This is a genomic window from Brachyspira sp. (assembly GCF_029258575.1).
Lineage (GTDB): Bacteria > Spirochaetota > Brachyspiria > Brachyspirales > Brachyspiraceae > Brachyspira.
The window spans coordinates 16864-37793 of record NZ_JARHYI010000153.1 but is presented as its reverse complement, the minus strand read 5'-3'; the positions used below and the strand labels follow the sequence as shown (position 1 = coordinate 37793).

Sequence of the window (20930 nt, the reverse complement as noted above, 5' to 3'; positions counted from 1 at the left end):
CAGTAGTACTACAGATAGGAGTAAAATATTTACAACTGATTTTAGAGATTTTGACATTTCTTTTTCTATTCAGCCTGGTGTATTTTGGGGATATGATGATTTATTATCAACTACTTTTTTACTAGATATAGGATACAATAAAGATAAGCATGAAATAAAATATAATATAAAAGGTAATAGAGTTTTAGAAAATTATGAATTTAGTAGTTTATCTTTGGGTTTGTTTCCTAGAATTAATATAGGATTTCTATCTATTGGTGTAGGTGGCGGAGTTAAATTGCCTTTTTCTTTAAGATATAGTAAAGAAGGAAAGGGATATGATAGCAATAAATATTTATTAGATTTTGGAGATATAAAGGATTCATTTGAAACTTTTTATATACCTTATGTTAAAGCTTCTATAGATTTTTTAATAAAGACTAGAAGAAAATTTATGCTTTCTTTTGGAGTATATGCTAATTATGATTTTCCTATCAATATAAATAAGAATGGAATATTAAAAGATTTTACTATTAATCAGGATTCTTTAGCATCATTTGATATAGGTTTCCAATTTGGAATGTATTTTATTTCTCAAAAGAATAAATAATATTTTAGGGCTTTATTTATATTGATTAAATAAAACCCTTTATTTATTATATCAAACTAAATTTATATATTGTTCTATGATTATATTCTCTATCTGGATAAAGTATGATACTTGGGAAATGATTGAAATTTAAAGAGCATGATAAATATTGTGTTTCCAAGCAAAAAGCTTCATGTTTATTTAATGTTTGATTTCTCACTTTAAAATTATTAAAGTGATTAGCTGTATAAAAAAGTACAGATGGTTTTGTAGTAAATACTTCCAAACATATATTAGTTTTTCTTGATAATATTTTTACTCTATTTTTATTTATATCATTATCGTCAAAGATAAAACAGTTATCGCATCCGTCTTTAGCCTTTATTATTTCATCTACTTCTTTTAATGCAGTAAAATCATAGGGTGTATTTTTTGTACTTAATATTTCACCTGATGTTATTGCATTTTCATCATCAGCCAAATAGTATTTAGCATCTATAAATATTTCATGATCATTTATTTTACCACCTCCATTCAAATTAAAATATGAATGATTCATTATATTTAAAGGAGTAGGTTTATCTGTTGTTGCAATATAATCTATTATTATTTCATTATTATCTGTAATTTCGTATTTTACTATTAAGTTAAGATTACCAGGATATCCCTCTTCTCCATCTTTTGAAACATAAGAGAATACAACTTCATTTTCTTTTTTCTGAATAGAATTGTACATTACATAGGAAAGTCCCTTTATTCCTCCATGGGTATGATCTGTATTTTTATTTGGTGTTATATTATATTCTTTATCATCTATTTTAAATTTAGCATTTATAGTTCTTCCAGCCACTCTTCCAACTGTAGCCCCCATATGTCCGTTTTTTGCTTTATCAGTATAAAATTCTATATCATCAGAACCGAATGCTGTTTCTATTTCTTTTCCATTTTTATCTTTAAAAAATATTCCTGTTATACTAGCACCTACTTCTGCCAATTTTATTTTTAGTCCTTTATCATTTTCCAATGTATATATATAAGAATTTTTTCCAAAATCCTCTTTTGTTGATTTGAACATATTAATATCCTTATAATAATTTATATATTTATTATACATTATTTTTATATTTTTATATAATTTTTTTTATTATTTTATATATATTATACATGTATAGGGTATATTGACAATAAGGATTTTTTTTATATACTATATACTATAAGATTCATTTAAAGGAGTTAATATGTGAATAATAATAGAGCTAATTGGTTCAATTGCTAATTTAATAAAAAGAAAATTTTTTACAAATAAACAAGACATAAAGAATGATTAATTCCCATATATTTTAGCATAATAGTTTACCACATTGTTAAGAGAGGGAATTTTTATATTCTCTCTCTAAATTATTTAGAAAGAACCTGTATATATACTTTTCTGTTTCTAGCACCGTCAAATTCAAAGAAATATATATTCTGCCAAGTACCTAATACTATTTTTGAATTTTCTATTATTACAGTTAAACTTGGAGATACTAAAGATGATAAAACATGGGCTTGAGAATTTCCTTCTCCATGTTCATAATTATCATATTGAGGTACTAATTTATTAAAAGCATTTTTCATATCAAAAACAACATCAGGATCGGCATTCTCATTAATACCTATAGCAGCAGTTGTATGAGGTACAAATATTACAGCAATACCACTATTTACTTTTTCTTCATCTATACATTTTTGTACTTCTTTTGTTATATCAACTATATCAAATCTAGTTTTAGTTTTCACATTTATAGTATGCATTAAATTTCCTTTTTTTCATTTTATATATTTTCATAATACTTTATTTCAGATATTTTTCAATATTATTTATTTATATGTTATAATGTATAGAATAATTTTTATTTTTATGATATATTTATAAAGATATAAATAAATTTAAGAGGTATAAATGAAGTATTTCAATTTCGATAAAAATTTTTTACATTCTCTTATAGAAGAAGCTTTGAAAAATGGAGGAGAATATGCTGATATATTTTTTGAAGATACTAAGATAAATTCAATAAGTTATTTAGATTCTAAAGTAGATGATATGAATCTTGGTAATAATTATGGAGTTGGTTTAAGAGTTATAGTTAATAAAAAGACAATATATCTATATTCAAATGATACAAGTAATGAAAGCCTGATTAACTTAGCTAGAAGTGCAGCTTCAATTATAAATGATCAAAAGTATATAGTTAAAGATTTTATTCAGTCGAAGGAGAATAATAATCATCCATTGCATATAAATCCTTTTGATATTAATTTTGATGAAAAGATAGATGTTCTTTCATATTTGGATAAAACTGCAAGAGGAGTATCAGATAAAATCAAACAAGTTAATGCAAGATATATGGAGAAACAGAGAAATATTTTAGTATGTGCAAGCAATGGAATATTGAAAGAGGATTCTCAAACATATATAAGACTTGTTATGATGTCTATGGCAAGCGATGGCACTAATACACAGACATCAAGCAGAACAAGAGGGGCATTAGACGGATTTCAGGTGATAAAGGATATTAATTTAGAGAATATGGCTATAGAAACTGCTAATTCTGCTATAAAAATGCTTAATTCAAAATATCCTCAATCTGGAAAATATCCTGTTGTAATAGATAATGCATTTGGCGGAGTAATATTTCATGAGGCATGCGGACATGCTTTGGAGGCTACATCTGTTGCTGATAATGCAAGTGTATTTTGTGGTAAATTAGGAGAGAAAATTGCTTCAGATGTCGTTACTGCTGTTGATGACGGTACAATAAAAAATGCTTGGGGAAGCTACAATATTGATGATGAGGGAAATGAGGCACAAAGAACTGTATTAATAGAAAATGGTATTTTGAAAAATTATTTGGTTGATGAGCTTGGTTCTATGAAAATGAATCAGAAAGTTACAGGAAGTGCTAGAAGAGAAAGTTATAAATATGCTCCTACTTCTAGAATGAGAAATACATTTATAGATAAAGGAAATTCTAGTTTTGATGATTTAATTTCAGGTATAGAGTATGGGCTTTATGCTAAAAAGATGGGTGGAGGATCTGTAGACCCTGCTACAACTGATTATAATTTTGCAGTTTCTGAAGGGTATTTAATAGAGAATGGAAAAATTACCGAGCCTGTTAGAGGTGCTACACTTATAGGAAGAGGCGATGAAACACTTATGAATATTGAAGCAGTTTCATCAAATTTAGAATTGGCTGATGGTATGTGCGGAAGTATTTCAGGATCTGTTCCTACTACCGTTGGTCAGCCTGCTATTAGAGTTAAAGAACTTACTGTGGGAGGCAGATAATAATGTCTGAGTCAAATAGCTTTATTAATATGGATAGAATAAAAGAAATATATAATGATATAAAAAATAAGTCAAAGGATATTGATAATATAGAAATTTATATGTCGGTAAGTGGAGAAGAGGAGTTTACTGTCAGAGAAAAAGATTTAGATAAATATACTTATGCTGAATCAGGCGGTATTGGATTAAGATTGATTAAAGATGGAAAAGTTGGTATAAGTTTTACAGAGAGAATTGATTCCAATTATTCTATTAATAATCTTGTGGAAAATGCTAAAAATTCACTCAATTATGCAGTGTCTGAAATTGAATATAATACATTAATAGAAAAAGATGAAGATGAAAAAAGCTATGATATGATAAATAAAGATATAGTTAATATTCCTAATGATAAACTTAAAGAAATATCATTATCTATAGAAGACAAATTATATTCTCTTGATAGCAGAATAGTTAATGTACCTTCTGCTGGACTTGCAAGATATAATTTTACTAAATGTATAATAAATAGTAATGGTATATGCAAAGAAGAGAAAAAAAACAGTATATCATATTATGGTGAAGTGATAGCTAAAGACAGTAATGCTATTAAAACTTTTTTTGATGTTTATTCTTCAAGAGATAGCTTTTTTGATGCTGATATTTTTACTAAAAATATAGTTAATAATGTTGTAAGTAAATTATCGGCAAAGCCTATAGAAAGTGGTAAGTATAAAACAGTATTTACAAGCAAGGCTATGAGAACTATGATTGGGGCTTATTTGGGATTATTTTCTTCTGAAGCGGTGCAGAAAAAATTATCTCTTTTTCAGGGTAAATTGAATGAACAAATAGCAAGTGGAATAATAAATATTAAAGATATTCCTATGTATGATAAGGGGTTAGCTAATACAAATTTTGATGGAGAGGGTTCTAAAACTAAAGATTTGAATATTATAACTAACGGAGTTTTGAATAGCTATTTATACAATAATTATACAGCAAGAAAAGAAAATAGAAAAACAACCTCTCATGCTTCAAGAGGTTTTAAATCCCCTATAGGTATATCATGTCATAATTTTATTTTGGAAGATGGAAATAATACACAAGAAGAATTAATTTCTCAAATTCAAAATGGTGTATTAGTAAATTCTTTAACAGGAACTCATGCAGGAGTGAATGCCATAAGCGGAGATTTTTCTTTGCAAGCTGAAGGTGTAAAAATAGAAAATGGTAAATTGGCTTATACTACAAGTCCTTTTATCGTTTCTGGTAATATACTAGATTTTTTAAATAATATAGAAATGCTTGCCAATGATACAGATTATCATCATTCATCTATATATACTCCTAGTGCTTTGATTAAAGAACTTTCATTTGCTTCGTAATTTCTATATAAAATAATTAAAACAGATAAAAGTATTTTTATATTTTTATCTGTTTTTTATAATATAGGCATTAATACATTGAATATTTTTGTTAATATATTAAATAAAGTAAATTATAAAGTTTAAATTTATATAAAAAATAAAAAACAAATAAATTTATTTTCATTGCAGAAATTATTTTTTTATCAATAATTATGCGATTTAATCTTTATTTTTAATTAAGTATACAATTAAAATAAATAATATTATTTTATTTATAAGTTAATAAAGATATAAATAAAATTTCTATTTGTATAATAATTTAGTTTTGTTATTGAAGTTTTTTTTATTTTTATTATACTTTATTAGATGAATAGGACTAATCAATTTTTTGATAAAATTTTGCAGAATTTCGATAAAGTTTCTGACAGTGAAAAAAAGAAAGTATTCAAAAGATTATCTAATCTTTTTTATTCTCAAAATATTATTATAGAAAATCTTGAAGAGGGTATAATAGCCATAGATGATAAAGGACTAATACAAGGTATAAATAAAAAAGCATGTTTTTTGTTTTCTATACCAAGAAATTCTGAGGGAAAATCTCTTAGTAAATATATGCTTGGAAATAATATAGGAAAATCTATACTAGAACTTATAAAAGATAAAATATCGGATACCAAATTATTAAAAGATGATGAAAATGATAGAATACTTCAAATAAATATACTTCCAATAGGAGATAGTGGAAGAATAATAGGTACTCTTATAAAAGCATTTGATATAACCAAAACTTATGAAAGTGCACAGAAACTTAAAAGAGCAGAACAATTAGCCTCTCTTACAACTTTAGCGGCAGGAGTAGCCCATGAAATAAAAAATCCGCTTGGTTCTATTTCTATATATGTACAGCTTATAGAAAAGATAATAAAAAAGAATATGGATAATGACTGTCAATGCTATAAAGATTTTAAGGAGTACTCTGATATCATAAAAGAGGAAATAAGTAGACTTGAAGATACTATCAATTCATTTTTATTTTCTGTGCGAAAGTTGGAGCTTAATATTGAAGATGTTAATATAAATGAAATTATTTTATCAACTGTTTCATTTTTAAAATACGAGATAGAAAAGAATAATATTAGTATAGATATAAAATTTGATAAAGATAATTTAATTTTAAAATTAGATGAAAAATATATAAAGCAGTCTTTGATTAATATAATACAGAATGCCATTGATGCTATGAGTGAAAATTCTGATGATAAGAAAAAAGAAATTTATATAAAATTAAAAACTATTGATAATTATGCTGTTTTGATTATAAAGGATACTGGTATTGGAATGAAAGAAGAAACATTAAGTAAAATATTCGAGCCTTATTTTACTACAAAAAGACATGGTACAGGTTTGGGACTTACAAATGTAGTTCGCATAATAGAAGCTCATAATGGTAATATAACTATAGAAAGTGAGTACGGTAAGGGAAGCGAATTTATAATAAAACTTCCTTTGCATCAAGAGAATCAAAAATTTTTACAAACGGATTTATTAGATTATGCCTAAAATATTAGTAATAGATGATGAAAAAAATATAAGAGATGGTATCAAGAAATCTTTAGAATTTGAGGGTTATGAAGTTGTAACTGCAGATAACGGAGAGAAAGGAATAGAAATCGTTTATAAAGGCGGAATAGATTTGGTTATAACAGATTTAAAAATGCCTGAAAAAACAGGGGAAGAGTTTTTGAAAGATATTTTGGAATTTGATAAGCATATACCTGTAATAGTACTTACAGGGCATGGTAATGTAGAAACGGCTGTTGATATGATGAGGCTTGGAGCTTATGATTTTATGACAAAGCCTTTCAATCTCGATAAAATGCTTCTTATAATAGCAAGAGCATTGGAGAGTAAAAATATAAAAAAGACTAATGAAACTTTAGAAAAACGAGTTGATTATCATGAAAGTTTCTATGGCATGATAGGTCATAGTCCTAAAATGTTAAAAGTTTATGATGCTATAAAACAGGTTGCAAGAACTAAAGCTACTGTACTTATAGAAGGTGAAAGTGGAACAGGTAAGGAGTTAGTTGCAAATGCTATTCATCAAATATCTGACAGATCAAATCAGCCTTATATAACTGTGAATTGTGCGGCACTTTCTGAAGGAGTTTTGGAAAGTGAATTATTTGGGCATGAAAAAGGTTCTTTTACTGGTGCTATAGATAAGAAGATAGGAAGATTTGAAGCGGCAAATAAGGGTACTATTTTTTTAGATGAAATAGGTGAGATTAATCAAACTGTTCAGGTTAAACTTTTAAGGGTGCTTGAAGAGAGAGTCATAGAGAGAGTTGGTTCTAATAGTCCTATTGATGTTGATATAAGGGTAATTGCTGCCACCAATAAAATATTATCTGAAGAAATAAAAGAAGGTAAGTTTAGAGAGGATTTATATTATAGGCTTAATGTTATAAAAATAGAAATGCCTCCACTTAGAGATAGAAGAGAGGATATCCCGCTTTTGATAGATAATTTTATAAAAGAATTTTCAAATGTTCATTCTATAGAAATAAAAGCTGTTGATAAAAAGGTTTATAAAATATTATCTTCATTACAATGGGAAGGAAATGTAAGAGAGTTAAGAAATACTATTGAAACTATGGTAGTTATGTGTAAAGATGGTAAAATAGATGAGAATAATATACCAGATTGGGCTTTAAAAAATAATAATGAAAATTTCGTTGTAGATAATAATGTTACATTAGAGGAGCTTGAAAGAATGTATATTAATTATTTACTTAGTCATAATAATTTTAATAAAGCACAAGTTGCAAAAATATTGGGAATAGAAAGAGCAACATTATATAGAAAATTGAAAGAGGATATATAAAGAATAAAAAATAATAGGAGCTTTTTAGCTCCTATTAAAATTAGCAGATCTTATTTAACAATAGTCATTATAACATCATTTGTAGAAACATTTCTATGCTCTGTTTTATTTAAAGATTTCAATTCGGAAAAATTAGGTATTATAATAGGCGAAGTAATATCATATTCTTTTTCAACTTCTTCTTTATCAAACTCTATTAGTAAAGTTCCAGTCTTTACTTTATCTCCTTCATTTACATATGATTTAAAATATCTGCCTCCTAATTTAACAGTATCCATTCCTATATGTATTAATATTTCGACTCCTTTAGAGGATAGTCCTATAGCATGATTAGTATCAACTGTTGTAATAACTTCTCCATCAACAGGTGAATAAATCTTTCCTTCTTCAGGTATTATAGCCATTCCATCTCCAAGTGCCTTACTTGAAAAAGCTTCATCTTTAACATCAGTAATATCTACTAATTTGCCTTTAATAGGACTTTTTATTTCAATTTTTTTAGAGAATAATCCCATACGAATTCCTCCGCAAATTTATTTATATATATATTCTATCATAAATGTTTTTAAAGTAAATAATTATATTAAAAATATATGATATTTCAGTATATAAATTATAATAATATTAAAAAATAGTATTATACTTGATAATATAGAAAATAAGTATTATACTAATATATGAAGAAAAAATTAATTTTGTAATTTTTATGGAGGATATATGTTTAATTATCTACAAAAAATAGGTAAGTCGCTGATGGTTCCTGTAGCTGTATTACCTGCAGCAGCTATTCTTTTAGGTATTGGTTATTGGATAGACCCAAATGGTTGGGGAGGTGGAAATCCTGCAGCTGCTTTCTTTATTAAGGCTGGAGGATCTATTATAGATAACATGCCTATATTATTTGCTGTCGGTGTTGCTTTTGGTATGTCTAAAGATAGAAACGGTTCTGCTGCACTCGCTGGTTTAGTTGCTTTCCTTGTTGTAACAACTCTTTTAGCTCCTGCTACAGTTGGTATGATTTTAAGTAAACCTGCAGATCAAGTACCTGCTGGTTTTGCTAAAATAAATAATCAGTTTATAGGTATACTTTGTGGTATCATAGCTGGCGGTTTATATAATAAATTCTATGAAGTAAAATTACCTGAATTTTTGGCATTCTTTAGCGGAAGAAGATTCGTACCAATAGTAACTTCTGTAGTTATGATGGTAGTATCATTTATTTTGATGGTAATTTGGCCCGCAATTTACGGAGGTTTGGTAGCATTTGGTGAAGGTATAATTGGTCTTGGATCTTTAGGTGCTGGAATATATGGATTCTTTAATAGACTTTTAATTCCTTTAGGTTTACACCATGCTCTTAACTCAGTGTTCTGGTTTGATGTTGCAGGAATTAATGATATACCTAATTTCTTAGGCGGTCAGGCTTCTATAGATGCAGGAAAAGCTATTATAGGGCAAACAGGTATGTATCAAGCTGGATTCTTCCCTATAATGATGTTCGGACTTTTAGGAGCATGTTTTGCTTTCATAAGAAATGCTAAGCCTGAAAACAGAAATAAAATTAGATCTATAATGCTTGCTGCTGGTTTTGCAAGTTTCTTTACAGGTGTTACTGAGCCTATAGAATTCTCATTTATGTTTGTTGCTCCTATATTATATCTTATACATGCTTTATTTACTGCTATATCTTTGATTATTGCTTCTAGTATGAAATGGATAGCTGGTTTTGGTTTCTCTGCTGGTTTAATAGACTTGATTCTTTCTAGTAGAAACCCATTAGCTGTTAAATGGTATATGCTTATTTTACAAGGTGTAGTTTTCTTTGTACTTTACTTTGTTATATTCAATTTTGCTATAAAGAAATTCAATTTAAAAACTCCTGGAAGAGAAGATGATGATGAAGTAGAAGTTACTGTTACTTCTTCCTCAGATGCCTCTTATGCTGAAAAAGCATTACTTCTTCTTCCTTTGCTTGGTGGTTTAGAAAATATAATTGATATTGATAACTGTGCTACTAGACTTAGATTGGAAGTAAAAGATAATACTGTTGTAAAGTCTGATGAAATTAAAAAGATGTTCCCTGGTGTATTAAAACCTGGTAAAACTTCTGTACAAGTAATTGTAGGACCTAAAGTACAGTTCTTAGCTGATGAATTTAAAAAAATAGCTAAAAAGTAATTCATTAAATTAAATAAAATATTAAGGCTTGCAATTTTTTATATATTGTAAGCCTTTTTTATATAAAAATGAATATAGAAATAAAATTAAGATTGTGTTAATATTATTAATAAATTAATAATATTGTATGAGGTAAAAAATGAGTATTAATTCATCTAATAAAGAAGATGTGAAATTTATAGTTCCATTAAATTTGCTTGGAGATAGAGATAATATATTAAAAGTAAATAATTGTGCTACTAGATTGAGATTAGAAGTTAAAGATGCTGATAAAGTTAATGCAGAAGAGATAAAAAAGTATTATCCAGCTGTGCAAAAAATAAGTGATAATGAAATTCATATAATTGTAGGTACTAATGCTAAACTTCTTGCTGAATCTTTAAAAAAGATTATATCTGTATATGATAGCAATAGTAATAAAGCTTTTGTTATACTTCCTCTTTTAGGAGATAAAGAAAATATATTAAAAATTAATAATTGTGCTACTAGATTGAGATTGGAAATAAAAGATATTAATAAAGTAAATATAGAAGAGATAAAGAAATATTATCCAGCTGTGCAAAAAATAAGTGATAATGAAATTCATATAGTTGTAGGTACTGAGGCTAATAAACTTGCAAATTCATTTAAAGAATTAATGGATAGTCAAAGTTTTAAAAGTTCATTACTTTTACCTTTGTTAGGAGGAATAGAAAATATATTAAAAATTAATAATTGTGCCACTAGATTAAGATTGGAAGTGAAAGATATTAATAAAATAAATGCAGAAGAGATAAAAAAGTATTATCCAGCTGTGCAAAAAATAAGTGATAATGAAGTTCATATAGTAGTTGGTATGGAAGCTAAAGCACTTGCAGATGAGTTTAGAAAGTTTGCTATATAATGTTTGATTAATAATTAAGGGAGGATTTATATTCTCCCTTAATTTTATAATGGAATTAAAATATTAAATTTTAATAACCTGTCCTGTTTCTAATGATTTGATTAAAGCTAAAATAGCTTGAATAGATTTTCTTACTTCTTTAGGTTTTACTATTTCGGGTTGTTTTCCTTCTTTAACACAATTAGCAAAATATTCAATTTCTATTTCATACGGATCTCTAGTGCTTGGAGGTTCCTGATATGGTTTCTCTCCGTTTCTATATAAAATTAGTGAATTCTTAGCTGATGCAATATCTTCCAAATTAAATCCTGCAGAGAATGAAAATTCGGCTGTCGCTTTTTCACCTACTATTCTTAAATTCATAGAGAAAGGATAATTATCAGTAATACCAAAAGCTGCCTGAGCAGTTGCATTAACTCCATTTTTAAATCTCAATGTACTATCTACAAAATTCCAAGCATCTTTTCTTGCCTTTTTACCTGTGGCATATACTTCCTCTACATCTCCAAATAAATAGCAAAGGAAATCTATATCGTGAACATGAAGATCGTATATACCGCCTCCGCTTTTATTAATATCTCCATACCATTCGCTTACAGGATGCTGTCCAAGTCTTACTGCAGTAGCTAATTTTATTTCTCCGAATATTCCTTGATCAATCCATTTTTTTATTTTAGCATATTCAGGCCAGAAATGAAGCACTTGTCCTATCATAAATATACTATTTGCTTTTTGTGTAGCTTCGAGCATATTATCTATAGCTTCCAAAGTTAAAGCAAAAGGTTTTTCACTTAATACATGTTTATTGTATTTAGTAGCGAGTAAGACCATTTCTTCATGCTGATATGTTGGAATACATACATCTAAATAATCTATTTCTGAATGTATTTCTTCCATCATGCTTTGAGCTGTATCGAATCCTTTACAATTATATGTTTTCATAAAGTCTTCTTTTGCTTTTTTATCTATATCTGCAATGGCAACAATTTCTACTCCTATATTTTTATAACCTTTAGCATGAGTTGTACCCATGAAACCGCCACCTACTATTGCAACTTTAACCATTTTTTACTCCTTAAAATCGATTATTAGTATTTTATAACATTTTCAGTTTCTAAAGATTTAATTAAATTTATCGTTGTTTCTATTGATTTTCTAATAGAATTTAAATTAACAATTTCAGGATAAATTTTATTTTTCACACAATTAATAAAATATTCTAACTCTATTTCATAAGGATCTCTATTTCCAACATTTTCTATTATAGGTTGATAGCCGTTTCTATAAAGAGTTAAACTGTTTGTACCTCCGCTATCAAGGTTAACACCCGCAGAAAGATTAAATTCTGCAGTACCTTTATCGCCTATAACTTTGAAATTAGCAGTAAAAGGATAATTCTCAGTGATTCCAAAAGCACCTTGAGATACAGCACTTACACCATTTTTGAATTTTATAGAACTATTTACAAAATCCCAAGATTTATTCTCATCTTGAGAACCGTTAGCGTATACTTCTTTAACATCACCGAATAAATAGCAAAGAAAATCTATATCATGTATATGAAGTTCAAATATACCGCCTCCACTTTTAGAAGGATCATAAAACCATTTACTTTTAGGATGCTGTGCAAGTCTTTTGGCAGATACTAGTTTTATATTTCCTAAAACTCCAGTATCTATCCATTCTTTAATTTTTACATATTCAGGCCAAAATCTTATTACTTGAGCTGTCATCAAATATTTATCAGAATTTTGAAATTTAGATATTATTTCATCATACATGTTTAAATTAATAGAGAGCGGTTTTTCGCATATAACATGTTTATTATATTTTAAAGCTAACTCAATCATTTCTTTATGCAAAAATGTCGGAGCACATATATCCACTATTTCTATTTTATCAGCTGTTTCCTCAAGCATTTTTTCAGCAGATTCATAAGCCTTGCAATTAAATTTAGATGAGAAATTATTCCTTACTTCCTCACTTATATCTGCAATGGCTTCTATTTTTACACCTAAATTTTTATAGCATGAAGCATGTATAGTGCTTATGAAACCACCGCCTATTATAGCTATCATAAAATTTCTCCTACTTACTCATTTAAATAAAATTAACAAGGAAATTTCTTTCTTCCAAGTATAATATCCATAGAAGCTGAAGTATTATATATAATTTGATATGTATAATACTTATAAGCAGGAATCATTTCTCCAGTACAGAAGTCATCATATCCGATTTCTTTAAGAGCCTCTACTACAGCAGGATAATTAACATCTCCTGCAAGTAAATCTACAAATCCTGATAGAGTACCAACTTCTCTTCTATAATCTTTGAAGTGAACTTTTTTAATTCTTTTACCAAGAACTTTTATCCATTGTTCAGGATATCCCATATAAATAACATTACCTACGTCAAAGTATGAACCTACATAATCACTATTAAATTCATCTATAAAGTTACGCATTTCCATAGCAGAAATTAAAAATTTATTCCAAACATTTTCTATACCTATAGCAACTTTAAATTTTTCAGCAGTATCTACAACTTTTGAAATACATTCTTTAGCTCTTTTATAAGCATCTTCATAATAAATAACTTCGCTGTTTGGTATGAAATCAACACCAACATATCCTGGAACCAAAAGAATAGTGTCAGCATTGAGTATGGAAGCTACTTCAAGCTGTCTTTTTATATAAGAAACAGCATCATCTCTAATTTTTTCATCAGATGATGTGATAGGATTACCCCAAGCTAAATCAGAAGCAAAACTTTTGATTTGAAGTCCCATATCATCAGCCATTTTTTTTACTTCCAATATATCTTTTTCAGAACTTTTTAATCCTAAAGGACCTTCTTCTGTAAGACTTAACTCGATTCCTTCAAATCCTGCATCTTTTGCTATTGTGAACATATCTTTATAAGAAGTTCCTGCAGGAAAAGCCCAAAGATTAATTCCTTTTTTTAGCATATAAAGCCCCCATATAATTTTTTATTCATTTATATGTAACTAATATAATAATTAATTATACATATATATTATAGTTTATACTTTATTTGATGAATGTCAATGATAAATATGAAATATGAATATAAAAAAATTATTAATAAACTTGACAATGTAACAATAGTAACTATACTAATAAAATATGCAGTGTTTTATTCTTTTTATATTTTAAGGAGACTAAAGATGAAAAAGTTAATTTTTTTAGGTTTGAGTGTGTTTTTTGTATTTGTATTATTTTCTTGTGGTAAAACAGATGATACTAATAAAAAAACAATAGTATATTGGTCAATGTGGAATGAGGTAGAGCCTCAAGGTCAGGTTATCAAGGCAGCTATCGAGGATTATATGAAAAAATATCCTGATGTAAAAGTTACAGTGAATTGGAGCGGAAGAGAGATAAGAAAGACTTTACAGCCTGCACTTGACAATAATCAAATAATAGATATATGGGATGAAGATTTAGAAAGAACTATAAGAACTTGGGGTAAGTATGCAATGCCTTTAGATGATTATGTTGCAAAGAGTTATGATACAACAGATGGAAAACCATATCAGGAAACTGTTATTTCTTCTCTTTTAGAATTAGCTAAAACATATTCAGAAGATGGAAAAATTTATGCTATACCTTATCAGCCTTTTACATTCTTAATTATGTATAATAAAGATCATTTTGCTAAAGCTGGTATTACAAAAGTTCCTGAAACTTGGGCAGAGTTTAAAGATGCATGTGCTAAATTAAAAGCAGCAGGATTTACTCCTATAACTGTAGATGATGCTTATGTTGATGTTATTTACGGATTTCAATTAGCTAAATATAAAGGTTCTGATTGGGTAAAACAATTAGTAATAGAAGGAAAAAATTGGGATGATCCTGCAGTATTACAGGCTGCTAAAGACTGGGAAGAGATGTATAAATTAGGTTATGTTTCTCCAAATGTAGCAGGAAATAAATACCCTCAAGGTCAGCAGGAAGTAGCTAATGGTGAAGTAACAATGTATTTGAATGGTACTTGGCTTGTAAATGAAATTATGCCTACAACAGGACCTGATTTCCCTTGGGGACAATTCCCTTATCCTACAGTACCAAACGGAGTATCAGGACTTTATGATTTAAATTACGGCGGACAATCATTCCAAGTTAATAAAAATACAAAATATCCTGAAGAAGTATTTAAATTGATAGTACATTTAACTACAGGAGAATGGGATAAACAATTAGCAGAAAAAACTTATGGTGTTCCTATGGCTAATACAACAGATTGGCCTAAACAATTAGAAGATGCTAAGGTGGTATTCTCACAATTAGGTGCTTGTTATCCTTGGGCTGGAGGCGTGCAGTATAATACTGATAAAACTCCTGTTATAGTAGCAGCATTTACTAAAGTTTTGTCAGGTCAATATACAGCTGAGCAGTTTGTTGATGAAGTAAAAAAATAATATAAAACAAATTTTATAATAAAAGAAATCTCCTGAAATGAATATTCATTTTAGGAGATTTTTATATGTTTTAAATTAAATAAAAACTAATCTATAGTATTTTTGATATAATATATTTTACAGTATTAAATTTTTATATGTTACAAATTTGTTAACTTGACAATGTATAAAATATTCACTATACTATATCACAGTGAAAGTAATAATATTTATTTTTGTGAAAAATCTTAAAAATTTTTTGAAGCAATATTGAGTATATTTTAATATTCATATGAAGTTATAATGTATATGCTAATTTTATTTAATTGGGAGTTAAATATGCTTAAGAAAACTAGATTACTAATGATAATATTATTTCTATCTCCAGCAGTTTTGATGTATACATTAATATTCTTTTATCCTACAATAAAAACAATTATAATGAGTTTTTTTAAGATGGATTCTATTTCATCTAGAATGTCTGAATGGGGATTTATTGGTTTAGGAAATTATATTAATTTGCTTAATAGTCAGTTATTTATGCAGTCTTTAAAGAATGTATTTTTTATATGGTTAATAGGCGGTATAATTATATTTTTCTTTGCTTTACTTTTTGCTGTAATTCTTACTTCAGGAGTAAAGTTTAAGTCATTTTATAGATCTGTTATATATTTGCCTAATGTGGTATCTGCTGTTGCTATGGCTACTATGTGGATTCACTATGTATATAATTCTAAATATGGTCTATTAAAAAGTGTATTTAGTTTTTTGTCTATTGATAAGTTAGCAAATATGCAATGGACTTCTCCTGATAATATATTTATTGCTTTGGTAATAGCATATTCTTTCGGTATGGTAGGTTATTTCATGCTTATATTTATGGCAGGTATAGAAAGAATACCAACCGATTTTTATGAAGCTGCTACTATAGACGGTGCTAATGTATTTCAGCAATTTTTCCAAATAACATTGCCTCTTCTCTCAGATATTATGAGAACTAATGTGGTTTTATGGACTATAAATGCTGTAGGATTTTTTGTATGGTCTCAATTATTCTCACCTTTAATTCCTGAGCCTGGAACTGTTACTCCAATGGTTTATATGTATCAGGAAGTATTTGGTGCAAATCAGGTTGTTTTAGATAGGAATGTTGGTAACGGAGCTGCAGTAGGTGTTGTACTTACTTTGATAATCGTACTTTCTTTTATTGTTACTAATATAATATTCAAAGATAAAAAATTAGAGTTTTAATTGAGCGGAGTTTTTTATGAATAAAACGAAATATAAACAAATTGCTTTGCTTCCAGGATATGCTTTAGTATCTCTTTGGTGTACTTTTACATTTTTGGTTATAGGCTGGATAATATTAGCATCTTTTTCTACAACTCCAAATATATTTCAGAATACTTTATTTAAAGACGGATTACATCCTGAGAATTATATAAAAGCTTTAGTTACTCATAATGTAGCTAAATATTTTTTGAATTCTCTTATTTATACTATAATTTCTTGTTTTGGCATAATAATTATATCTGCACCTGCAGCTTATGTATTAGCAAGATTTCCATTTAAATTGAATGGTGCTGTACAGAAAATATTTGTAATTGCTTTGGGAATACCTGCTATTATGATAATTATGCCTTTATTTGGTATAGTAACATCTCTTAAGATGACAAATTCAAGATTAGTATTGATATTTTTATATATAGGGATCAATATACCTTTTACTGTGTTTTTCCTTATAACTTTTTTCAAGAGTTTATCTTTTACATTTGAAGAAGCTGCTGCTATAGATGGATGCGGACCTATGAAAACATTTTGGGTAATAATGCTTCCTTTAGCTCAGCCGGGAATTATTACAGTAACTATTTTTAATTTTATTACTGTTTGGAATGAGTATTTTATGGCATTAATATTTGCAAATAATAGTAATATGAGACCTCTTGCCGTTGGTTTATTTTCTATGATACAATCAATGAGATATACAGGGGATTGGGCTGGTATGTTTGCTGCAGTTGTTATAGTATTTTTACCTACATTTATATTGTATGTAATACTTTCAGAAAAAATTATTGCTAATGTTACAGGCGGAGCTATAAAAGGTTAATTAATTAAGGATATATTATATGAAAATATATGTTTCTCATTTGGATATTGAAGGAAGTTTATTGAAAGGCGAAAATCCGCTTCCTATATTTAGGGACAGACAGAAAGATAAACAGATTAAAAGTGATGGAACTTTGAATGAAGAAAGTATGGAAAATATAGGTTATGAAATAGGGCTTAGACTATTACCTTATAAGATGCAAGATAGATATGATAGAAATAAGACTAATATAAAATTAAATACCGTTGTTATAGAGAATGATAAAGTTAAAGCTGTATTTTTACCTGAATACGGCGGACGATTATATTCTTTGGTTGATAAAGAAACAGGAAAAGATATTTTATTTAAAAATCCCGTTTTCCAAGTTGCTAATTTAGCTTCTAGAAATGCTTGGTTTTCAGGCGGTATAGAATGGAATGTTTCTCAGTTCGGACATTCTTTACAAACTTGCGAACCTTTGTTTTTCTCTGTAGTTAAAGATAATGATAATAAAGAGTTTCTTAGAGTTTATGAGTTTGAAAGAACTAAAAGAATATATTATCAAATGGATTTTAGACTTATTGATGGAGATAAAAATTTATATGTTTATGTAAAAATAATTAATGATGAAAATTATAAAAAACCTATGTATTGGTGGACTAATATAGCAGTGAGAGAAGAAAAAAATATTAGAGTATTTTCAGCAACAGATGATATTGTTTATATATATCCTAATAGTGTGGGTTCTACAGAAAATTCTATTAAGAAATTTGGAGCCTCTAAACTTCCTAAAACTCCTTTTGTAGAAGATGGAAGCTATCCTCTAAATTTTGAGTATTCAAGCGAGTATTTCTTTCAAACTAAAAAAGAAACTGTAAGTCCTTGGGAAGCTGCCGTTTATAATGATGGATTTATGTTTTTTGAAAGATCTACTAATAAATTGAGATACAGAAAGATGTTCTGCTGGGGAAATTTAAGAGGCGGAAGAAAGTGGGAAAGTTTTTTATCAAAAGGAAATGAAGGAGAATATATAGAAGTTCAGGCTGGTATAATGCCTACTCAGGTAAATGGTTTTGATATGGATGCCAATAGCTGTATAGAGTTTATTCAGGCATTTAGTTTTGATTATTTAAAAGATAATTATGATGATATATTTGCAGAGGATTATTCTAAAGCTAGAGAAAAAGTTGAAGCAGAAGTTAATAGAAATATTGATGAGAATCATTTGAATAATTTAATGAATAAATTCTCAGAAGAATCAGATTTGCAAATAAGCAGTATATTATCTTATGGAAAAGGATGGGGAGCATTAGAGGATATTAGGAGAGAAAAATATAATTTAAATAAATCTTTTAAGTCTATGATATTTCCTAAAGACTCAATGAAAGAAGATTCTATGATTTGGAAGGATTTCTTAGATAAAGGTTATTTAGATGAGATGGAATCTGATGAACTTCCTATTTCTTATATGTTGGATTTTAAAAATTTATTAGAATCTTGTGATGATAAAAATGCTGCTGTATTTGTTCATTTGGGTATTATTTATTATGAAAGTTTTATGGAGGATAAAGCATTAGAATCATGGCTTAAATCTTTGGATATTAAACCTACTGCTATAGCCTATAGAAATATATCTGTATATTATAAAGATAAAAAAGATTATGAAAAAGCTTTATATTATATGAGTAAAGCAGTTGAGATATTTGATATATTAAAAATAGATGAAGCTTTTTTAGTAGAATATTTTTATTTGTTTGACTTATTGAAAAAATATGATAAAGTAGTAGAAATATATGAAAAACGTGGTTATTGCGAAAAAATAGCTTTATATGCTGCCCGTTCCTATTTGTTTTTAAAGCAGTATGATAAGCTTGAAGAAATTTTTAATATGGAGCAGATAACCATACGTGAAGGAGAAAATTATATATTAGATGTTTATTTTGAATATATTGCCAAATTAAAATCAGAAAAAGAGGGTATCGAATTTAATGATGAACTTATTAAACAAATTAGAATTGAAGCAGAGGCACCCGAAAATTTAGATTTTAGAATGGTAAAGATTTAAAATAATCATTTATAATTTTAATAAATAAAAGATAAGGAATGGTATTATGTCTAGTATTAAATTTGAGCATATAAGAAAAGTATATGATAATAATGTTGAGGTTGTTAAAGATTTTAGTCTTGATATAGCAGATAAAGAGTTTGTAATTCTTGTAGGACCATCTGGGTGTGGTAAATCTACAACACTCCGTATGATAGCAGGGCTTGAAGATATCACAGACGGTAAATTGTATATAGGAGATAGATTAGTTAATGATGTAGCTCCAAAAGATAGAGATATAGCTATGGTATTTCAGAATTATGCTTTATATCCTCATATGTCTGTTTTTAAGAACATGGCTTTTGGGCTTGAGATTAGAAAAACTCCGAAAGATGAGATTAAGAAAAGAGTTGAATGGGCTGCTCAAGTTCTTGATATAGCACATTTATTAGATAGAAAGCCTAAAGCATTATCAGGCGGACAGCGTCAAAGGGTGGCATTAGGAAGAGCTATGGTTAGAAATCCTTCCGTATTTTTATTGGATGAGCCTTTATCAAATCTTGATGCTAAATTGATAGTACAGATGCGTACAGAATTGATTAAACTTCATAAACAACTTCAAACAACTTTTGTATATGTTACGCATGACCAAGTAGAAGCTATGACTATGGGTAGTAGAATTGTTGTTATGAAAGACGGAGATATTATGCAGGTTGATGATGCTAAAGCTCTTTATAACAGCCCTAAAAATTTATTTGTTGCTGGATTTATAGGTGCTCCTCAAATGAATTTTATAAATGCAAAACTTTCAAAGAAAAGCGGAAAATGGTATGCTGCTTTTGATAAATATGAAATAGAATTGAATAATGACAGAACTTCAAAAGTTGAGGATTCTTATGATGGAAAAGAAGTTGTTTTGGGAATAAGACCTGAAAATATTATACTTCATAAAGATAAATCAGAGAGCAATTCTCCTAATTTGATGCAGGCTATTATTGATGTTATTGAAGTCATAGGTTCTGAGAGTTATTTATACATGAATTTAAATGATTTTCAAATCACAATAAAAATAAATACAAGTAATGATTATAAAATAGATGATAAAGTATTTATAGATTTTGATTTAAATAGTATTCATATATTCGATAAGGACACAGAAAAAAATATTTTATTTGAATAATTAT

General features: G+C 27.8%; 18 protein-coding genes. 12 read left to right on the top strand and 6 right to left on the bottom strand.

Features of this window, described 5'->3' with window-relative positions; all coding sequences use genetic code 11:
- Positions 1-589 (top strand): hypothetical protein (locus Q1J76_RS12045; protein WP_300370789.1); only part of this gene is annotated, 589 nt, incomplete at its 5' end.
- Positions 590-635: 46 nt separating this feature from the next.
- Here Q1J76_RS12045 and Q1J76_RS12040 read toward each other — a convergent pair.
- The gene (locus Q1J76_RS12040; protein ID WP_300370786.1) at positions 636-1643 is read right to left on the bottom strand and encodes an aldose epimerase family protein; all 1008 of its coding nucleotides are present in this window, start codon (positions 1641-1643) and stop codon (positions 636-638) included.
- A 323-nt stretch (positions 1644-1966) separates the two neighbouring features.
- On the bottom strand, positions 1967-2362 hold the full coding sequence (locus Q1J76_RS12035) for a secondary thiamine-phosphate synthase enzyme YjbQ (RefSeq protein ID WP_300370783.1): 396 nt from the start codon (positions 2360-2362) through the stop codon (positions 1967-1969).
- Positions 2363-2510: 148 nt separating this feature from the next.
- Between Q1J76_RS12035 and Q1J76_RS12030 the strand changes: the two genes are divergently transcribed.
- The 4 genes from Q1J76_RS12030 to Q1J76_RS12015 all read left to right on the top strand — a co-directional run bounded on the left by Q1J76_RS12030 (position 2511) and on the right by Q1J76_RS12015 (position 8135).
- A complete protein-coding gene (locus Q1J76_RS12030; RefSeq protein ID WP_300370780.1) occupies positions 2511-3899 on the top strand; it encodes a TldD/PmbA family protein in 1389 nt (462 codons plus the stop codon).
- Positions 3900-3901: 2 nt separating this feature from the next.
- The gene (locus Q1J76_RS12025; protein ID WP_300370777.1) at positions 3902-5266 is read left to right on the top strand and encodes a TldD/PmbA family protein; all 1365 of its coding nucleotides are present in this window, start codon (positions 3902-3904) and stop codon (positions 5264-5266) included.
- Positions 5267-5614: 348 nt separating this feature from the next.
- A complete protein-coding gene (locus Q1J76_RS12020; protein ID WP_367182150.1) occupies positions 5615-6808 on the top strand; it encodes a two-component system sensor histidine kinase NtrB in 1194 nt (397 codons plus the stop codon).
- Positions 6801-8135 carry a sigma-54-dependent transcriptional regulator gene (locus Q1J76_RS12015; RefSeq protein WP_300370771.1) on the top strand — a complete coding sequence of 445 codons (1335 nt, stop codon included), beginning with the start codon at positions 6801-6803 and terminating at the stop codon, positions 8133-8135. Before Q1J76_RS12020 ends, Q1J76_RS12015 begins: the two co-directional genes overlap by 8 nt.
- A gap of 50 nt (positions 8136-8185) precedes the next feature.
- Here the strand turns inward: Q1J76_RS12015 and Q1J76_RS12010 are convergent, their stop codons facing one another.
- On the bottom strand, positions 8186-8650 hold the full coding sequence (locus tag Q1J76_RS12010) for a PTS sugar transporter subunit IIA (protein WP_300370768.1): 465 nt from the start codon (positions 8648-8650) through the stop codon (positions 8186-8188).
- A gap of 202 nt (positions 8651-8852) precedes the next feature.
- Between Q1J76_RS12010 and nagE the strand changes: the two genes are divergently transcribed.
- Positions 8853-10313, top strand: coding sequence for an N-acetylglucosamine-specific PTS transporter subunit IIBC (nagE, locus tag Q1J76_RS12005; RefSeq protein WP_300370765.1), 1461 nt, complete (start codon positions 8853-8855; stop codon positions 10311-10313).
- Between the two features lie 139 nt (positions 10314-10452).
- Positions 10453-11196: a PTS sugar transporter subunit IIB gene (locus tag Q1J76_RS12000; protein WP_300370762.1), complete on the top strand. Its 744-nt coding sequence runs from the start codon at positions 10453-10455 to the stop codon at positions 11194-11196.
- A 63-nt stretch (positions 11197-11259) separates the two neighbouring features.
- Here the strand turns inward: Q1J76_RS12000 and Q1J76_RS11995 are convergent, their stop codons facing one another.
- Genes Q1J76_RS11995 through Q1J76_RS11985 form a run of 3 tightly spaced genes read right to left on the bottom strand, consistent with a single transcriptional unit; the run spans position 11260 to position 14164 of the window.
- Positions 11260-12261, bottom strand: coding sequence for a Gfo/Idh/MocA family protein (locus Q1J76_RS11995; protein ID WP_300370759.1), 1002 nt, complete (start codon positions 12259-12261; stop codon positions 11260-11262).
- A 23-nt stretch (positions 12262-12284) separates the two neighbouring features.
- Positions 12285-13274 carry a Gfo/Idh/MocA family protein gene (locus tag Q1J76_RS11990; RefSeq protein ID WP_300370756.1) on the bottom strand — a complete coding sequence of 330 codons (990 nt, stop codon included), beginning with the start codon at positions 13272-13274 and terminating at the stop codon, positions 12285-12287.
- Between the two features lie 32 nt (positions 13275-13306).
- Positions 13307-14164, bottom strand: a complete 858-nt coding sequence (locus Q1J76_RS11985; protein ID WP_300370753.1) for a sugar phosphate isomerase/epimerase family protein — start codon at positions 14162-14164, stop codon at positions 13307-13309.
- 219 nt (positions 14165-14383) lie between these two features.
- On the opposite strand from Q1J76_RS11985, the gene Q1J76_RS11980 reads away from it, so the two are divergent.
- The 5 genes from Q1J76_RS11980 (at position 14384) to Q1J76_RS11960 (ending at position 20926) form a co-directional block, all read left to right on the top strand.
- Positions 14384-15637: an ABC transporter substrate-binding protein gene (locus Q1J76_RS11980; protein ID WP_300370750.1), complete on the top strand. Its 1254-nt coding sequence runs from the start codon at positions 14384-14386 to the stop codon at positions 15635-15637.
- A 318-nt stretch (positions 15638-15955) separates the two neighbouring features.
- Positions 15956-16867 (top strand): carbohydrate ABC transporter permease, encoded by a 912-nt coding sequence (locus Q1J76_RS11975; protein WP_300370748.1) that lies wholly within the window; start codon positions 15956-15958, stop codon positions 16865-16867.
- Between the two features lie 16 nt (positions 16868-16883).
- On the top strand, positions 16884-17723 hold the full coding sequence (locus tag Q1J76_RS11970) for a carbohydrate ABC transporter permease (protein WP_300370743.1): 840 nt from the start codon (positions 16884-16886) through the stop codon (positions 17721-17723).
- 19 nt (positions 17724-17742) lie between these two features.
- Positions 17743-19767, top strand: a complete 2025-nt coding sequence (locus Q1J76_RS11965) for a DUF5107 domain-containing protein (RefSeq protein WP_300370740.1) — start codon at positions 17743-17745, stop codon at positions 19765-19767.
- 46 nt (positions 19768-19813) lie between these two features.
- Entirely contained in the window at positions 19814-20926 is a 1113-nt protein-coding gene (locus Q1J76_RS11960) for an ABC transporter ATP-binding protein (protein ID WP_300370737.1), read from the top strand.
- Positions 20927-20930 lie beyond the last annotated feature (4 nt).

Excerpts from the sequence above, each read along its gene's own strand:
- Q1J76_RS12040 (WP_300370786.1), bottom strand. The coding sequence starts at position 1,643 with ATGTTCAAATCAACAAAAGAGGATTTTGGAAAAAATTCTTATATATAT.
- Q1J76_RS12035 (WP_300370783.1), bottom strand. The coding sequence starts at position 2,362 with ATGCATACTATAAATGTGAAAACTAAAACTAGATTTGATATAGTTGAT.
- Q1J76_RS12030 (WP_300370780.1), top strand. The coding sequence starts at position 2,511 with ATGAAGTATTTCAATTTCGATAAAAATTTTTTACATTCTCTTATAGAA.
- Q1J76_RS12025 (WP_300370777.1), top strand. The coding sequence starts at position 3,902 with ATGTCTGAGTCAAATAGCTTTATTAATATGGATAGAATAAAAGAAATA.
- Q1J76_RS12020 (WP_367182150.1), top strand. The coding sequence starts at position 5,615 with ATGAATAGGACTAATCAATTTTTTGATAAAATTTTGCAGAATTTCGAT.
- Q1J76_RS12015 (WP_300370771.1), top strand. The coding sequence starts at position 6,801 with ATGCCTAAAATATTAGTAATAGATGATGAAAAAAATATAAGAGATGGT.
- Q1J76_RS12010 (WP_300370768.1), bottom strand. The coding sequence starts at position 8,650 with ATGGGATTATTCTCTAAAAAAATTGAAATAAAAAGTCCTATTAAAGGC.
- nagE (WP_300370765.1), top strand. The coding sequence starts at position 8,853 with ATGTTTAATTATCTACAAAAAATAGGTAAGTCGCTGATGGTTCCTGTA.
- Q1J76_RS12000 (WP_300370762.1), top strand. The coding sequence starts at position 10,453 with ATGAGTATTAATTCATCTAATAAAGAAGATGTGAAATTTATAGTTCCA.
- Q1J76_RS11995 (WP_300370759.1), bottom strand. The coding sequence starts at position 12,261 with ATGGTTAAAGTTGCAATAGTAGGTGGCGGTTTCATGGGTACAACTCAT.
- Q1J76_RS11990 (WP_300370756.1), bottom strand. The coding sequence starts at position 13,274 with ATGATAGCTATAATAGGCGGTGGTTTCATAAGCACTATACATGCTTCA.
- Q1J76_RS11985 (WP_300370753.1), bottom strand. The coding sequence starts at position 14,164 with ATGCTAAAAAAAGGAATTAATCTTTGGGCTTTTCCTGCAGGAACTTCT.
- Q1J76_RS11980 (WP_300370750.1), top strand. The coding sequence starts at position 14,384 with ATGAAAAAGTTAATTTTTTTAGGTTTGAGTGTGTTTTTTGTATTTGTA.
- Q1J76_RS11975 (WP_300370748.1), top strand. The coding sequence starts at position 15,956 with ATGCTTAAGAAAACTAGATTACTAATGATAATATTATTTCTATCTCCA.
- Q1J76_RS11970 (WP_300370743.1), top strand. The coding sequence starts at position 16,884 with ATGAATAAAACGAAATATAAACAAATTGCTTTGCTTCCAGGATATGCT.
- Q1J76_RS11965 (WP_300370740.1), top strand. The coding sequence starts at position 17,743 with ATGAAAATATATGTTTCTCATTTGGATATTGAAGGAAGTTTATTGAAA.
- Q1J76_RS11960 (WP_300370737.1), top strand. The coding sequence starts at position 19,814 with ATGTCTAGTATTAAATTTGAGCATATAAGAAAAGTATATGATAATAAT.